The sequence below is a fragment of the Flavobacterium sp. CG_9.1 genome (assembly GCF_015751645.1).
Lineage (GTDB): Bacteria > Bacteroidota > Bacteroidia > Flavobacteriales > Flavobacteriaceae > Flavobacterium > Flavobacterium xanthum.
Window position 1 is genome coordinate 17,835 of sequence record NZ_JADOVC010000039.1, and the last position, 14,369, is coordinate 32,203.

The following is a 14,369-nucleotide window of genomic DNA, read 5'->3' on the forward strand; positions in this document are numbered from 1 at the left end:
ATATATTATGGAAATTCCAACTATTGTAGGAGCAGGATTGATTGTTATCGGAGCAGGTTTAGGTATTGGTAGAATTGGTGGTTCAGCAATGGACGCTATTGCTCGTCAACCAGAGGCTTCTGGAAAAATCCAAACAGCTATGCTTATCGCAGCTGCACTTATTGAAGGTATTGGTTTTGCTGCGTTATTCGCATCTTAATTAAAACTAAAATAAAACAATAGTTGCAACGGTTGGTTGTAACTATTGTTTTTAAAATTAAAACATTACAAATTGCGATTAAAAGCAATACATACTTTAAAATTTATAATTAGATATAATGGATAAGTTAATAAATGATTTTTCGTTTGGTTTGTTTATCTGGCAGATAGTGATATTTGTTGGATTAATACTCTTGTTAAAAAAATTCGCTTGGAAGCCAATTCTTGATGCAGTAAATGATAGAGAAGAAGGAATCAAGAATGCCTTACTTTCTGCTGAAAACGCTAGAAAAGAAATGCAAAATCTTCAAGCTGACAACCAACGTATTTTACAAGAAGCTAGATTAGAGCGCGACAACATGCTTAAAGAGGCTCGTGAAATGAAAGAAAAAATGGTTGCTGATGCTAAAAACGAAGCGCAAGTTCAAGGATTGAAAATGATTGAACAAGCGAAAGTAGCAATTGAAGGTGAAAAAAATGCAGCTATGGCTGAGTTGAAATTACAAGTTTCTACTTTATCATTGAGTATTGCTGAAAAATTATTGAAAGACGAATTGTCTAACAAAGAAGCTCAAACTAAGTTAGTGGAGAAATTGTTAGGTGACGTAAAACTGAACTAATTATGGCAAGTACAAGAGCAGCAATTCGTTATGCAACAGCAATTTTAGATTTAGCAAACTCTAAAGGAGTTGCCGAAGTTGTAAATAACGATATGAAATTGATTGCTTCAACAATCAATGGAAACTTAGAATTGAGTACTTTTATCCAAAATCCAACTTTAAAAGTGGAGGTGAAGGAGAAAGCACTTTTGGAAGTTTTTGCAGGTATTGATGTAGTTACTCAAGGATTATTTCATTTGTTATTTGAAAACAAAAGATTCGAAATTCTAGAAGGTATTGCTACAGAATACAGCAAATTATTTGACGTGATGAATGGTATTGAAGTAGCTAAAGTTACTACCGCTATTCCTATGGATGCTGCATTAGAAGCTAAAGTGAAAGCGACAATAGCAACACTTTCAGATAAGAAAATCACAATTGAAAATACAGTAGATGCTTCAATTATTGGAGGATTTATTTTAAGAATAGGCGACAAGCAATACAATGCTTCAATAGCCAACAGATTACAAGTATTAAAAAGAGAGTTAAGTAATTAGTTTTATTGCACATTTAAGTGTTTAAATTATAAAATAAAATGGCGGAAATTAAACCTGCTGAAATTTCAGCAATATTAAGAAAGCAAGTAGAAGGTTTTGAATCTGGTGCTACACTAGAAGAAGTAGGAACAGTACTTCAAGTTGGAGATGGTATTGCTCGTGTTTACGGGCTTTCTAATGTTCAGTATGGAGAATTAGTTGAATTTGACAATGGATTAGAAGCTATTGTTTTGAACCTTGAAGAAGACAATGTAGGTGTGGTACTTTTAGGACCCTCTACAGGAATCAAAGAAGGATCAACTGCAAAAAGAACACAACGTATTGCTTCTCTTAAAGTAGGAGAACAAATGGTAGGTCGTGTAGTAAACACACTTGGTTTTCCAATAGATGGAAAAGGGCCAATTGGTGGAGATTTATACGAGATGCCTTTGGAAAGAAAAGCTCCTGGAGTTATCTTCCGTCAACCTGTTACTGAACCATTACAAACTGGTATTAAAGCAGTAGATGCTATGATTCCAGTAGGTCGTGGACAACGTGAGCTCGTTATTGGTGACCGTCAAACAGGGAAATCAACTGTTTGTATCGATACGATCTTAAATCAAAAAGAATTTTATGATGCTGGGAAACCAGTATTCTGTATATATGTTGCAATTGGACAAAAAGCGTCAACTGTAGCAGGAATTGCTAAAATGTTAGAAGAAAAAGGAGCAATGGCGTATACCATTATTGTTGCTGCTAATGCTTCTGATCCAGCTCCAATGCAAGTGTATGCTCCTTTCGCAGGTGCTGCAATTGGAGAATATTTTAGAGATTCAGGTCGTCCAGCTTTGATTGTTTATGATGATTTATCTAAACAAGCGGTGGCTTATCGTGAGGTTTCTCTTTTATTGAGAAGACCACCGGGACGTGAAGCATATCCTGGAGATGTATTTTACTTACACAGCCGTTTATTAGAACGTGCTTGTAAAGTAATTGCTGATGATGGAATTGCTAAAGACATGAACGATTTACCAGATTCATTGAAATCAATTGTAAAAGGTGGTGGATCACTTACTGCTTTACCAATTATTGAGACTCAAGCGGGTGACGTTTCGGCATACATCCCAACAAACGTAATTTCGATTACTGATGGTCAAATTTTCTTGGATGGAGATTTGTTTAACTCAGGGGTTCGTCCAGCAATTAACGTAGGTATCTCGGTATCTCGTGTTGGAGGAAATGCACAAATTAAATCGATGAAAAAAGTAGCCGGTACTTTAAAACTAGATCAAGCACAATTCCGTGAATTGGAAGCGTTTGCTAAATTTGGTTCTGATCTTGATGCCGTTACTTTAAACGTAATTGAAAAAGGAAAAAGAAACGTTGAGATCTTGAAACAAGGTTTGAATGATCCTTATACTGTTGAAGATCAAGTTGCCATTATCTATGCTGGTTCTAAAAACTTATTGAGAAATGTTCCTGTGAATAAAGTAAGAGAATTTGAGAAAGATTTCTTGGAATTCTTGAACAACAAACACAGAGCGACTCTTGATGCGTTGAAAGCAGGAAAGTTAACAGACGAAATTACAGATGTAATCGAAACTGTAGCAAAAGAATTATCAGCGAAATATAACTAATTTAGTGAAAAGTGAAAAGTGAGTAGTTAGGCTATTCACTTTTCACGATTCACCTTTCACTATAAACAAAATGGCAAATTTAAAGGAAATCCGTAATAGAATTACTTCCGTTTCATCTACGATGCAAATTACATCAGCGATGAAAATGGTTTCTGCAGCAAAGCTAAAGAAAGCACAAGATGCAATCACGGCAATGCGCCCTTATGCCGAAAAATTAACGGAACTATTGCAAAATCTTTCTGCTACACTTGAAGGTGATGCGGGTGGAGAATTTACAACACAACGTGAAGTTAAAAAAGTGTTGCTTGTTGTAATAACTTCTAATAGGGGTTTGGCTGGCGCTTTTAATACTAATGCCATTAAAGAAGCCAGAAGCCGTGCAGAATTTTATGCTGGAAAACAGGTGGATGTTTTTGCTATCGGTAAAAAAGGAAATGATGTTTTAAGTAAAACACTTCCTGTTGTAGACAATCATAGCGCTGTATTTGACGATTTGACTTTTGATAATGTGGCTGTAATCGCAGACTTGTTAACCGAGAAATTCGTTTCCGGTGAATACGATAAAATTGAGTTGATTTACAACCAATTTAAAAATGCAGCAACACAAATCGTTCAAACGGAGCAATTTTTACCATTGGCACCTATAAAATCTGATGTACCGGTTTCGACAGGGGATTATATTTTTGAACCCTCAAAAGAGGAAATCGTGTTGACTTTAATTCCAAAATCATTAAAAACACAATTGTACAAAGGGATTCGTGATTCATTTGCTTCTGAGCACGGAGCGCGTATGACTGCCATGCACAAAGCAACGGATAATGCAACTGAATTGAGAAATCAATTGAAATTGACTTACAATAAAGCGCGTCAAGCTTCTATTACTAATGAGATTCTAGAGATCGTTGGTGGTGCTGAAGCATTGAATGGGTAAGAAAGTAGCTGAATATTTATCTAAAAGTCCTCCAATTTGGAGGATTTTTTCTATTTACGAAAACCGTTAAATTGCTTATTTACTTTTGATTAAATACAAACCTAATATTTGATAGTCCTAATAACACATAAAATCATTTTTTTGCAATCAAAAAGTTAATTCATTAAATTTGTTTTTCAAAAGCTACACAAATGGCAATAATTACAAATTTTTCCGATTTAGATTTGACTAAGCAATATTCTTATGCTGATTATTTGCGTTGGCAATTTCAGGAGCGTGTAGAATTGATTAAGGGATTTATTCGGAAAATGAGTCCAGCACCAAGTATGGTGCATCAAAGAATTTCAAATAATTTATCGTTTGAATTAAATACCTATTTTAAACGACAGTCTTGTGATGTTTTCCAAGCTCCTTTTGATGTTCGTTTAGCTATTCCATCAACCAAAAAAGACTCTACCGTGGTTCAGCCTGATTTGTGTATTATTTGTGATGAAAGCAAACTAGATGCACGAGGATGCAATGGATCTCCAGATTTGATGATTGAGATTATGTCGACTAATAATAGCAAACACGATGTGCACACTAAGTTTAATTTATATCAAGAAGCGGGCGTGAAAGAATACTGGATAATTGAACCTAATGATAAATTGATTCTAGTTTACACCTTAGTGAACGAAGTATTTATTGGTTTAAAACCGCAAGTAGAAGGCGAAAAAATTACAAGCCCGCTGTTTCCTGAATTGGATATTGCTATTGAGGATGTATTTTTTAAGGTATAAAAAGCATTACAAATAAAGAAATTGCATTGTAGCTGATTTTAAAATCATTGTCGAAATAATTGCACTAAGGAATTCTATTCATTTGCTTCAGATCACGTATGACTACTATGCACACCCGAGCGAAGCAAAGCAACGGATAAAGCAACGGAACTTAGAAATCAACGTATAAAAAAGCGTGTCAAGTTTCAATTACCAGCGAAATTTTAGAGATTGTTGGTGGTGCTAAAGTATTAAATGGATAAAACAGCGCTTGGATTTATAAAAAAGGCGATTAAAATTAAGTTTTAATCGCCTTTTTTGTGTTTGTAAGTTAGTATTACAACAATCCTTGTTTCTGCCATAAATCATAGTATTTCCCTTTTTGTTCTAATAAATAAATATGGTTTCCACATTCTATTATTGTTCCATTCTCCATTACTAAAATGGTATCCGCATTTGCAATGGTGCTTAATCTATGCGCAATAACAATAATGGTTTTACCTCGCGCTTTAAAATCATCAATAACTTTTTTAACAATATACTCTTCATTATTGTCTAATGACGATGTGGCTTCATCCATTAATAATACCTCTGGATTCTTGTATAAAGCTCGGGCTATGGCAAGTCGTTGCTTCTGCCCACCGGAAAGCATGGCGCCGTTTTCGCCTATTTGAGTTTCAAAACCATTGGGTAATTTCTCTACAAATTCTGTTATTCCTAATTGTTTTGACAAATCTAAAATGCGTTGCATGTCAGGAAAAGAAGATCCTAGAGCAATATTTTCTATAATATTGCCTGAAAATAAATTGAGTTGTTGCGGAATTACTCCAATGCAGTTGCGTAAACTTTGATAATGAATAAATTGAGAATCATAATCGCCAATATAAATTTTCCCTTCTTTAATAGGATACAGATTTTGTAAAAGCGAAATCAATGTTGTTTTCCCACTACCACTTTCTCCAACAATAGCAGTAGTTTCATTTTTCTTGAAAACCGCATTAAAATTTTTGAAAACTTCTGTTCGCGAGCCATAACGAAACGTTACATTTTCAAATTTTATGTCTCCCATATTTTCTCTTTGCAATTCGACTTTGTTTTCTGTTTCTTCCCGTTCTAAATCCATTATTTCAAAAAGTCGATCAGCTGCTATGAGTGCATTTTGTGCCGTTTTGTTCATCCCAATCAAGGAAGCAACGGGAGAAGTAAAATACCCAATCAAAGCGTAAAAGGAAAATAATTCCCCTGGAGTAATGGCTCTGTCAATCACATAACCCGAACCAATCCACATTAGAATAACAGTAAATATCGAAGCCAGAAATTGGGTAGAAGTCCCTGCAAAAACACTGTTTAAGCCTGATTTGTAGGTGGTGAACAATAGTTTTACAAATTTATTTTCTGTCTTTAGATTCGAAAACTCTTCGATTCCAAATTCTTTTACGGTTCTGATATGCGTGACACTTTCAACCAATTGTGTTTGTAATTCGGCAGCATTCTCCATGATAACGCGTTCTACTTTTTTATTGAATTTATTTAAAAGAAAATAAATAGCTCCATAAAAAGGAATTACCAAAAGAATCACCAAAGCCAATTTCCAATAATAGGTAAACATCAACGTAAAGGAAAAAATCACAATGAAGATATTGACAATCATATCAATCGCCACTTCATTGATAAAAGATCTAATTTTTACCGCATCGCCAATCCGGGATGTGATTTCTCCCACTTGCATCGTGTCAAAAAAACGTTGCGGCAGATGAAGCAAATGTTTATAGTATCCCAAAATTAATTTAGCATCAATTAATTGCCCCGTTTTCATAACAAAAACACTCTTTTTAGAACCGATGTAGGCTTGCAGTATAATGATGATAATCATGGAAACACTCAGCAGATTCAGCAAATTTCTGTTGCCTTCCACCAAAACATAATCGGTAATTTTTTGAATATAAATGGACATTGCCAATCCTAAAACGGTAAAAAGTATGGCACCGACCAAAGCTTGAACTAAGATGGTTTTGTGTGGCTGTACCAAATGCCAAAAGCGTTTTATAGGAGAAACTTTTTCGTTGTATTCCTTGAAATCATCATTCGGTGCAAAAAGAATCAATACTCCTGACCAAATTTTTTGAAATTCTTCATACGTGTAGGTCTCCATTTTACCAAAAGCAGGATCCATTGCTGTAATTTCCCCTACCGACCTCCCAGAGGGTGAGGAGACAGAATAAATCACAATATAATGATGCAATTGTTCTTTTACCACCACGTGAGCAATAGCAGGGAGCGGAATTTTATCAATAGCATCGATACCTCCTTTTACTCCTTTGGCAGAAAAGCCCATTTTTTCTGCAGCTTCAATTATCCCCAGCACATTGGTACCTCGCTTATCGGTATTGGCAAATTGACGAATTCGGGCTATAGGCAGATTAACTTTGTAATGATTGCCAATAGAAGCGAGACAAGCAGCGCCACAATCTTTGATATCATGTTGTTTTATTTTTGTTGAGGCCATTATATAATTAGAAATTAGTAGTTGGAAATTAGTAATTTTGATTTTCTATAAATTAATTTCTTTATGAAAAACGATAATCTTATCCATGTAAAGTCAAAAAAATTTGCAATTAGAATTATCAATACTTTTAAGTATTTACAAACAGAGAAAAAAGAATTTGTTTTGTCTAAACAAATGCTTCGAAGTGGAACAGCAATTGGTGCTTTAATTAAAGAAAGTGAATTTGCCTAAAGCAGAAAAGATTTTCTGAACAAATTGTACATTGCTTTAAAGGAAGCAAACGAAACCTTGTATTGGATTGAACTATTGTTTGAAACGGAATACATTACAAAAATGGAATTTGATTCATTGTCTACGGATTGTATTGAAATACTAAGGCTTTTGGTCGCCATAACTAAAAAATTGAAAGAAAGCTTAGAGAAGTAGTAATTAGCAAGTAGAAAGTAGAAATTTCAGCAACTACTAATTACTACTTGCTAATTTCTAATTTCTAATTGTTTTGGGTTGAGCCAATCATCAACTTTGTCAAACAACAAATCATACAAACTGCGTCTGGCAATCATGTAACGCGTGGTTAGCGTCATTCCTTTGGTGATATTAGTTTTATAGCCAGATTGCAAACTCATTTCTGTTGCATTCAAAACACTCCTAACTTTAAAAAAAGTCTGATCACCTTGAATGGTTATATTATGATCAATATCAATTACTTTACCTTCTAATAATCCCCATTGGTTGTAATTGAAAGCATCAATCTGGAATTTTACTTTTTGGTTTTTCTGTATCAGTCCAATATCGTTTGGAGAAACTGTGCTTTCCACAATTAATTGATCAGCTGCAGAAATTGTGGCAATGGGTTGCGAAGCATTTAGGAAGGAACCCAATTGAATTCCAGAGTAATTTTCAATTGTGCCTGTTAGTGGTGCAATGATGTAATAGTTTTGAGCTTCCACTTTTATTTTTTGCAGGGTTCCATTTAAGTTTTGAAGTTGGATTTCCAACTCTCGTTTGTTGTTTTGCCAAAGGCTTCGTTGGCTTTTCTCTAAACTAGAAAGTGCTTGTTGCGCAAATGTATATTCAAAACCGTATTTCTCGAATTCCGCTTTCGCAATGATTCCTTTATCGTGTAATTGTTTGTTGCGGTCGTATACTATTTTAGCTTGAGTAATTTTACTATCCAATTCCTCTTTTTTATTAATGTAACTCGACCATTCTAGTTGAACTGCTGGTGTTTTTAGGTTTTGCGCTGTTCCTTTAACAATTTGTGATAGGTCGTAAATTTGATCTTCTACAGTGGTGGTAATTGCATAATTAGTGGCCTTCTCTGCGTTTAAATTTTCTTGCATTAGCTGAACAAGCGTGTCGCCTCTTTGCACCACTTGATTGTTTTTGAGTTTTATAAAAGTCACTTTGCCATTTACTAAGCTGCTTACTGGAACATTATCTGTAGTACTGCGCACCATACCCCGACTCTGACTGCTTATGTCTATTTTTATCAATGGTAAGGAAATTATAAAAACAAGTATAGCTAAAACAAGTACCAAGTAAATAGAAATACTTTTAGTTTTGTTTTTAGCGATTAAGTTTTCTAAAGTGTTTATGGGGTCTTGACTGAAGGTCATTGAAATTTATATTGATTAAAGCAGAATTATTTACTTATGATGTGTTTTTATTGTAGTGTAAAGGATGTGTATTACCATATTACTCTTTTATGGCTAATACAAATCCCAAATGAATTCTAAAATCTTCTTTGAGCGAAGGTGATTCCGGTATAAACCCATTTGTTTTATAGGATGCGCCAAGATTAAAATAAGCTGATTTTGTATTATTATTCCAATTTGAAAATCTAACCGCAAATTCTGATTTTAAACCAAAACCAAATTTTCCTTCTTTATTTCTAAATTCTAGGTTTTTGGGCTGTTCCCAAAAATCGATGGAAGAATTTAGTAAAAATTTAGCATCGTGAAAAGTATAATTATGTAAATTGATTCCTCCAGCTAAAAAAGTATAACTTTTATTAAAATACTGACGGAAATATGGGTTTATTTTGTATTTGTCTTTTACAGTTAAAAACAAATTTTGTTCTACAAAATCACCAAAAGGAGCTAATGAATAATTTACAGAAAAATTAGCTTTTACCTCTTTGGAAAGATTATACCTATTATTTTTCCAAATATTTGGATTAAGGAAATTAAAAAATGACATATAAGCCATACGCTTTGCATACGACTTTTCTTCAGAAGTTAACTCGTTCCTTTCGGTATAACGGTAAAACTCCATGTTAGGTCTATGTAAATGACGAATCATCCCGTATAAATCATGACCGACAATATCTCGATCTAGTTCTAGATCGTCTTTCTCTTTGATCCCTGATTTCATCGTAAATAAATTTGTAAGATAGTAAAACTGTGTGCCTAATTTCCTCATAATATAATCAGGATGTAACACTTCATTTTTTTCTTCATTAAAATTGAGAAAAGCATCCGATTTTTTTAAATATGCATAATCTGATTCTAATCCAGCAGTATGTAGTCGAATGTAATTGGGTAAATTATTATCCCGCAAATTAATTAAAGTTTTGTCAGAGACTCCCGTTACTTTGGCAACTAAATGTTTGTCAAAAAAGGGCTCACTTACACTCCCGATTCCTAATTCGGACAGCACAGAGCGATGCCCTTCTTCGTGTGTAATGGCTTGACCTAATAATCCAGTAAATAAAGACAACCCGGTGGAATATAACTTTTTTTCTTTTTCCGATAAATTTTTATCATTTACAGAACCGCCGATGTAACGAATTGAATTCAACATCAAATCATTACTTTGATTCATTGTAAAAAGATAACCTTTACCTTCGTAAAAATTATAGCTATAATACTTGTTCTGAGCACTATTTATGATTGGGATCATAAATAATAGTATATAAAATATTCTTAATTTCATTTTAATGTCTTTTTTTAAGCACAATGGATGTAATTATGAAATTGCTTATTGAATTTTATTACTCACATACAATTACACTGCAATTACACCCAAAGGACAATTTAAATTAAATTGTTATTAATCAAAAATTTCATATGCAAGTTTAATCAAACCAATTACCAAAACCCCAGCTAATAGTCCTAATAGGAAACCGCCTTCAATTTCTTTTTCCTCTTGAGCATTAAGCTCCACTAAATTCATTTTCTTTAAATTCATAATTTCTCTTTTTTTTAGTTTTATTCAAAAATAGCTTCTATTGATTTTAATAACAGTATTCCGAGGCCTAGACCAAGTATAAAAGCAAATAAGAATCCACCTTCAACTTCTTTCATTTCTTGAGCATTAAGCTCTACTAAATTCAAATTTTTTAAATCCATCTTTAAGTTTTTAAAACTCGTCAAATGACAAGCAAGATTAAACATTTTTTGTTTTTAACAAAAGGAGTTTCTCGAGAACTTTCTTTCTAATACAGTCTTTATTCCGGCAGCTGTAGTTCCGTTGGCTTGGTTTTATGGAGACCATAGCTTTATAAACTCCATGCTCTGTTTTTTTATTAAGGGTTACAAATTAGCTATATCAAATCCCTTATGCTCTGTTTTTTTTAAAGGGTTACCATACAGCTGCAGCAATCCCTTATAATTGGCCAAATTATTTTTTATAAATTATTTTTTCTGAGTAAAGTTGTCCTAGAAAGCTTCATTTATGAGCTTGAATATTTAGTTCATATTAGCAGATATATTTGTGTAGTATGCTTAATGAATACTTTATAAATGAAGTCTAGTTTTAAAAAGTATTGAATTGTAAAATTATTTTAATTCAATTAAATTCTCTTTTATGAATAATTCTATTGGTTCTGCTAGAGGTTGAAATAAAACATTGTTTACTTTTTCCCAATATTCTTCTGAATAAGAGCTCGACTTAGTGAAACTATAATTTTGATCCAATTTTTTAGCATCTATCTCTTCTGAAAATCTGTAATCTAAAACAAAAACTTCATGAGTGACATCAACTTTTTGGTATTCTATATCTTTTTTTGCTTTTATTTTGTAATTTCTAGTTTCTTTAAAATACATCAGAGCGTTAAATCCAAACTCTTCAGAATTACTGGCACTAAAAAAAGAATTAATATTGTAGTTTTCCAAAATATTTTCTATTCCAAGACCTTTCATCACTTTCGGCTTGTCATTTGTTATAAATCCTAAACTCAAATTAGTACCATTTTTATTCGTAAAGAGATTCCCTTTAACACTATTATCGTCCTTAGAAGTGATTTTGATTTCTAAATCTGTTTTTTGAAAATTATAATTTTCGATTAAATTATTATAATTTAAAAATTCATTTAACATTGGAGCTCCTGTAATTTGAAAAAAGATTTTAGTTAGCCCTTTTTCTTTTAACTGTTTGATTGATTTGTTTTCAAAAGATCTGTTAGAAATAAATTTAATTTTTACTTTTTTGGTTTTTAGTGAAATATAGTATTCTACTATACCATCCATAAAATAATGTATTTTCCCATTATTTATTTGTAAACTCCTTACATACGTTTTAAGGACTAGATATTGATTTTTATCTTTATTTGGTGAAATAACTACTTCCTTTAATTCATTTATAATAGGATTCATTTTAAAAACAGCACGGTCATTAAAATCTTTGGTTTCAATAATTTCGGTTTCAAAAAATGAATTTACAAAAGCTAATTTTTCGGTTTTTGAAGATTTTATTTTATTTTTTAGGTCAATTGGGAATACCCCTCCTACATTAGTAACCCCAATTAAATCTCCTTTGTCTGAATAAATTTCAACAAAAGAAATTTTCTCATTAGACAATTGATCTCTAATTTCTTGCGAGAACACAAAGGAATTTAGAGTAAATAAGTAAATAATTGCAATGAATTTATATTTCATACACTAGATTTTTAAAAGGAAAGATAGTCGTAAAACTATCTTTCCTTATTTTGGATTTTAATTTATGAAAAGTTGAACCAATCAAATTCAGTATTTCCTTTTACACCATCAAATAATCCAGTAATTCTGAGGATATACCATCCACCATCTATTTCCAAGGTTTCTTTCTCGCTTAGTATTTCTAATTCCAAATTTTCTATAATCATAATTGTGTTTTTAATTAGTTACCACCTCCCCCAAAAAATGAAATGTGAAAATTACCATCAATTCCATCTAAAAAACCAGTAATTCTAATGATATACCATCCACCATCTGTACATTCAATCTCTTGAGCATTAAGCTCTACTAAATTCAAATTATCTAAATTCATTTTTTTCAAGAGTTTTTAAACCCGTCTTGAGACGAGCAAGATTAAACATTTTTTTAATAAAAAAATTTCTCGAGAACTTTTGTGCTTGGTTTTATGGAGACCATAGCTTTGCACAACTCCTTGCTTTGTTTTTTTTTAAAGGGTTACCTTGCAGATTAATTATTCCCTTATGCTTTGTTTTTTGAGGAACAAATAGCTTTACCGAACCTCATGCTCTGTTTTTTTGAAAGGGTTATAGTACAGCTGAATTATTCCCTTATGCTTTGTTTTTTGAGGGACAATTAGCTTTACTTAACCTCATACTCTGTATTTTTGAAAGGGTTACAATACAGCTGAATTATTCCCTTATGCTTTGTTTTTTTTAGAGACTATAGCTTTATAACTCTTTGCTCTTTTTTTTTAAAAGGGTTACAATACAGCTGAATTATTCCCTTATGCTTTGTTTTTTGAGGAACAAATAGCTTTACCTAAAACCTCATACTCTGTTTTTTTTAAAAGGGTTACAGTACAGCTGAATTATTCCCTTGTAATTGGCCAATTGACTTAGGAAAGTAATCGACATTTAAAAGTAACGTCTTACTCCAAACACTCTAACTTTCCTGATGCCAAAACTAGAATAGTAATTAGTATTGTGCAAATGGTTGTTATCGGAATTCACGGAATTCAGTGTTGTAATTCCGTGAATTCCGGTATCTAATATTATAAAAATTTTAAAATCAGCATGTTAATAAACAAGCGAAAATTTTGTTATTTACTACTAATTTATTCTAGATACAGTATTTTTGCACCAAAACAAACTATAATGACTAACCGACAATTCATGAAAATAGTGCTTTTGGTACTGTTTCCGTATTTTTTATGGTCGCAAAACACAAAAAGAAATCAAGTTGATTTATCTTATGAAGATTTAAAGCAAGCCTTCACTGAAAACAGAGGTAATGACAAAAAGCAATTGCATTATGCTAATACCTATATAAAAAGAGCACAAATACAAAAAAGTAACATAAACCTTTCAAGGGGTTATTTTTTACTATCGCATTTATTTGAAGGAGCAAAATGCATACAGTATTTAGATACTTCCATTAAGTATGCTACAAATACAAATGATATAAAATTCCCAGCATTATCTTATTCTAAAAAAGGATATGAACTAAAAAAGCAGTTTCGATTTGACGAAGCATTAGCTAATTTTTTTATGGCTGAAAAGTATGCAAAAAAGAATAATCTAGATTTTTATTACAATGTCAAACATTCTATTGGAATGCTTCGTTCTGAAGAATTAGGTCAGGTCGAAGAGGCGCTTGTCCTTTACAGAGAATGTTTTAATTACTATAAAGGGAAAAATGTTAGGTCTCCTGAGTATGCAACTGAATATCATAATGTTTTATTCGCTTTAGCTGATGCTCACAAATCATTAAAAAATTTAGATTCCACAAGTTTTTATAATAAAATGGGTTATCAAGAGTCGAAAGCGACCAAAGACCAATACTATATTTCTTATTTCATTTTAAATGAAGGAGCTAATCAAGTATTAAAGAAAAACTATAAAGCTGCTTTAGATAGTATAAATAAGGCATTACCTCAAATAATATCAGATAAAAATTATGGCAATATACTTGCTTCCTACTTTTATTTAGGAAAGTCTTACGCTGGTATGGGTAATGAAAAAAAAGCGATTCAAAATTATATAAAAGTAGATTCAATGTATGTTATAAATAAGAGAATCATACCTGAATTCGTTGGTGGTTACTCTTATTTAATTGAGCATTATAAACAAACTGGAGACAAAGAAAAGCAGTTAAAATTCTTATCTAAATTTATGAAAATAGATAGTCTTTTGCAACGCGACTACAAACAACTGGATAAACCAGTTGATGATGTGCCACTCTTTCCAGTAAAAAAGAGGTACGGATTCCGGTTGAAGATATGCCACTTTTTAAACTTAAATTAGGAT

The 14,369-nt window shown here is 32.3% G+C and carries 15 protein-coding genes and 2 pseudogenes; 9 read left to right on the forward strand and 8 right to left on the reverse strand.

The window, feature by feature from the left end:
- Positions 1-7 precede the first annotated feature (7 nt).
- The 7 genes and pseudogenes from atpE to IWX83_RS17505 all read left to right on the forward strand — a co-directional run.
- The gene (atpE, locus tag IWX83_RS15610; RefSeq protein ID WP_073353856.1) at positions 8-199 is read left to right on the forward strand and encodes an ATP synthase F0 subunit C; all 192 of its coding nucleotides are present in this window, start codon (positions 8-10) and stop codon (positions 197-199) included.
- Between the two features lie 118 nt (positions 200-317).
- Positions 318-818, forward strand: coding sequence for a F0F1 ATP synthase subunit B (locus IWX83_RS15615; protein ID WP_073353857.1), 501 nt, complete (start codon positions 318-320; stop codon positions 816-818).
- A gap of 2 nt (positions 819-820) precedes the next feature.
- Entirely contained in the window at positions 821-1,354 is a 534-nt protein-coding gene (gene atpH, locus IWX83_RS15620) for an ATP synthase F1 subunit delta (RefSeq protein WP_196831085.1), read from the forward strand.
- A 38-nt stretch (positions 1,355-1,392) separates the two neighbouring features.
- Positions 1,393-2,970, forward strand: coding sequence for a F0F1 ATP synthase subunit alpha (atpA, locus tag IWX83_RS15625; protein WP_035669021.1), 1,578 nt, complete (start codon positions 1,393-1,395; stop codon positions 2,968-2,970).
- A 70-nt stretch (positions 2,971-3,040) separates the two neighbouring features.
- Positions 3,041-3,901: an ATP synthase F1 subunit gamma gene (atpG, locus tag IWX83_RS15630; protein ID WP_073353860.1), complete on the forward strand. Its 861-nt coding sequence runs from the start codon at positions 3,041-3,043 to the stop codon at positions 3,899-3,901.
- Between the two features lie 191 nt (positions 3,902-4,092).
- Positions 4,093-4,680 carry a Uma2 family endonuclease gene (locus tag IWX83_RS15635; RefSeq protein ID WP_073353862.1) on the forward strand — a complete coding sequence of 196 codons (588 nt, stop codon included), beginning with the start codon at positions 4,093-4,095 and terminating at the stop codon, positions 4,678-4,680.
- Between the two features lie 126 nt (positions 4,681-4,806).
- Positions 4,807-4,922, forward strand: a pseudogene (locus IWX83_RS17505) (F0F1 ATP synthase subunit gamma); the annotation flags it as partial.
- 74 nt (positions 4,923-4,996) lie between these two features.
- On the opposite strand, the gene IWX83_RS15645 reads toward IWX83_RS17505, so the two are convergent.
- Positions 4,997-7,165 (reverse strand): peptidase domain-containing ABC transporter, encoded by a 2,169-nt coding sequence (locus tag IWX83_RS15645; protein WP_196831087.1) that lies wholly within the window; start codon positions 7,163-7,165, stop codon positions 4,997-4,999.
- Between the two features lie 63 nt (positions 7,166-7,228).
- On the opposite strand from IWX83_RS15645, the pseudogene IWX83_RS15650 reads away from it, so the two are divergent.
- Positions 7,229-7,591, forward strand: a pseudogene (locus IWX83_RS15650) (four helix bundle protein).
- Between the two features lie 50 nt (positions 7,592-7,641).
- On the opposite strand, the gene IWX83_RS15655 reads toward IWX83_RS15650, so the two are convergent.
- The 7 genes from IWX83_RS15655 to IWX83_RS15685 form a co-directional block, all read right to left on the reverse strand.
- Entirely contained in the window at positions 7,642-8,784 is a 1,143-nt protein-coding gene (locus IWX83_RS15655) for an HlyD family secretion protein (protein ID WP_196831089.1), read from the reverse strand.
- Positions 8,785-8,863: 79 nt separating this feature from the next.
- Positions 8,864-10,102: a hypothetical protein gene (locus IWX83_RS15660; protein ID WP_196831091.1), complete on the reverse strand. Its 1,239-nt coding sequence runs from the start codon at positions 10,100-10,102 to the stop codon at positions 8,864-8,866.
- 117 nt (positions 10,103-10,219) lie between these two features.
- The gene (locus IWX83_RS15665; RefSeq protein WP_196831093.1) at positions 10,220-10,357 is read right to left on the reverse strand and encodes a class IIb bacteriocin, lactobin A/cerein 7B family; all 138 of its coding nucleotides are present in this window, start codon (positions 10,355-10,357) and stop codon (positions 10,220-10,222) included.
- A gap of 20 nt (positions 10,358-10,377) precedes the next feature.
- The gene (locus IWX83_RS15670) at positions 10,378-10,518 is read right to left on the reverse strand and encodes a class IIb bacteriocin, lactobin A/cerein 7B family (RefSeq protein WP_196831095.1); all 141 of its coding nucleotides are present in this window, start codon (positions 10,516-10,518) and stop codon (positions 10,378-10,380) included.
- 429 nt (positions 10,519-10,947) lie between these two features.
- Positions 10,948-12,045 carry a hypothetical protein gene (locus IWX83_RS15675; RefSeq protein WP_196831097.1) on the reverse strand — a complete coding sequence of 366 codons (1,098 nt, stop codon included), beginning with the start codon at positions 12,043-12,045 and terminating at the stop codon, positions 10,948-10,950.
- Positions 12,046-12,107: 62 nt separating this feature from the next.
- Positions 12,108-12,251 carry a hypothetical protein gene (locus IWX83_RS15680; protein ID WP_196831099.1) on the reverse strand — a complete coding sequence of 48 codons (144 nt, stop codon included), beginning with the start codon at positions 12,249-12,251 and terminating at the stop codon, positions 12,108-12,110.
- 14 nt (positions 12,252-12,265) lie between these two features.
- The gene (locus IWX83_RS15685) at positions 12,266-12,415 is read right to left on the reverse strand and encodes a hypothetical protein (RefSeq protein ID WP_196831101.1); all 150 of its coding nucleotides are present in this window, start codon (positions 12,413-12,415) and stop codon (positions 12,266-12,268) included.
- Positions 12,416-13,235: 820 nt separating this feature from the next.
- Between IWX83_RS15685 and IWX83_RS15690 the strand changes: the two genes are divergently transcribed.
- A complete protein-coding gene (locus IWX83_RS15690; protein ID WP_196831103.1) occupies positions 13,236-14,366 on the forward strand; it encodes a hypothetical protein in 1,131 nt (376 codons plus the stop codon).
- Positions 14,367-14,369: the final 3 nt, after the last annotated feature.

Bases quoted from the DNA above. Each gene is read 5' to 3' on its own strand.
- IWX83_RS15665 (WP_196831093.1), bottom strand. From the start codon at position 10,357: ATGAATTTAAAGAAAATGAATTTAGTGGAGCTTAATGCTCAAGAGGAA.
- IWX83_RS15680 (WP_196831099.1), bottom strand. From the start codon at position 12,251: ATGATTATAGAAAATTTGGAATTAGAAATACTAAGCGAGAAAGAAACC.
- IWX83_RS15675 (WP_196831097.1), bottom strand. From the start codon at position 12,045: ATGAAATATAAATTCATTGCAATTATTTACTTATTTACTCTAAATTCC.
- IWX83_RS15635 (WP_073353862.1), top strand. From the start codon at position 4,093: ATGGCAATAATTACAAATTTTTCCGATTTAGATTTGACTAAGCAATAT.
- IWX83_RS15660 (WP_196831091.1), bottom strand. From the start codon at position 10,102: ATGAAATTAAGAATATTTTATATACTATTATTTATGATCCCAATCATA.
- IWX83_RS15615 (WP_073353857.1), top strand. From the start codon at position 318: ATGGATAAGTTAATAAATGATTTTTCGTTTGGTTTGTTTATCTGGCAG.
- atpG (WP_073353860.1), top strand. From the start codon at position 3,041: ATGGCAAATTTAAAGGAAATCCGTAATAGAATTACTTCCGTTTCATCT.
- atpH (WP_196831085.1), top strand. From the start codon at position 821: ATGGCAAGTACAAGAGCAGCAATTCGTTATGCAACAGCAATTTTAGAT.
- atpA (WP_035669021.1), top strand. From the start codon at position 1,393: ATGGCGGAAATTAAACCTGCTGAAATTTCAGCAATATTAAGAAAGCAA.
- atpE (WP_073353856.1), top strand. From the start codon at position 8: ATGGAAATTCCAACTATTGTAGGAGCAGGATTGATTGTTATCGGAGCA.
- IWX83_RS15690 (WP_196831103.1), top strand. From the start codon at position 13,236: ATGAAAATAGTGCTTTTGGTACTGTTTCCGTATTTTTTATGGTCGCAA.
- IWX83_RS15685 (WP_196831101.1), bottom strand. From the start codon at position 12,415: ATGAATTTAGATAATTTGAATTTAGTAGAGCTTAATGCTCAAGAGATT.
- IWX83_RS15670 (WP_196831095.1), bottom strand. From the start codon at position 10,518: ATGGATTTAAAAAATTTGAATTTAGTAGAGCTTAATGCTCAAGAAATG.
- IWX83_RS15645 (WP_196831087.1), bottom strand. From the start codon at position 7,165: ATGGCCTCAACAAAAATAAAACAACATGATATCAAAGATTGTGGCGCT.
- IWX83_RS15655 (WP_196831089.1), bottom strand. From the start codon at position 8,784: ATGACCTTCAGTCAAGACCCCATAAACACTTTAGAAAACTTAATCGCT.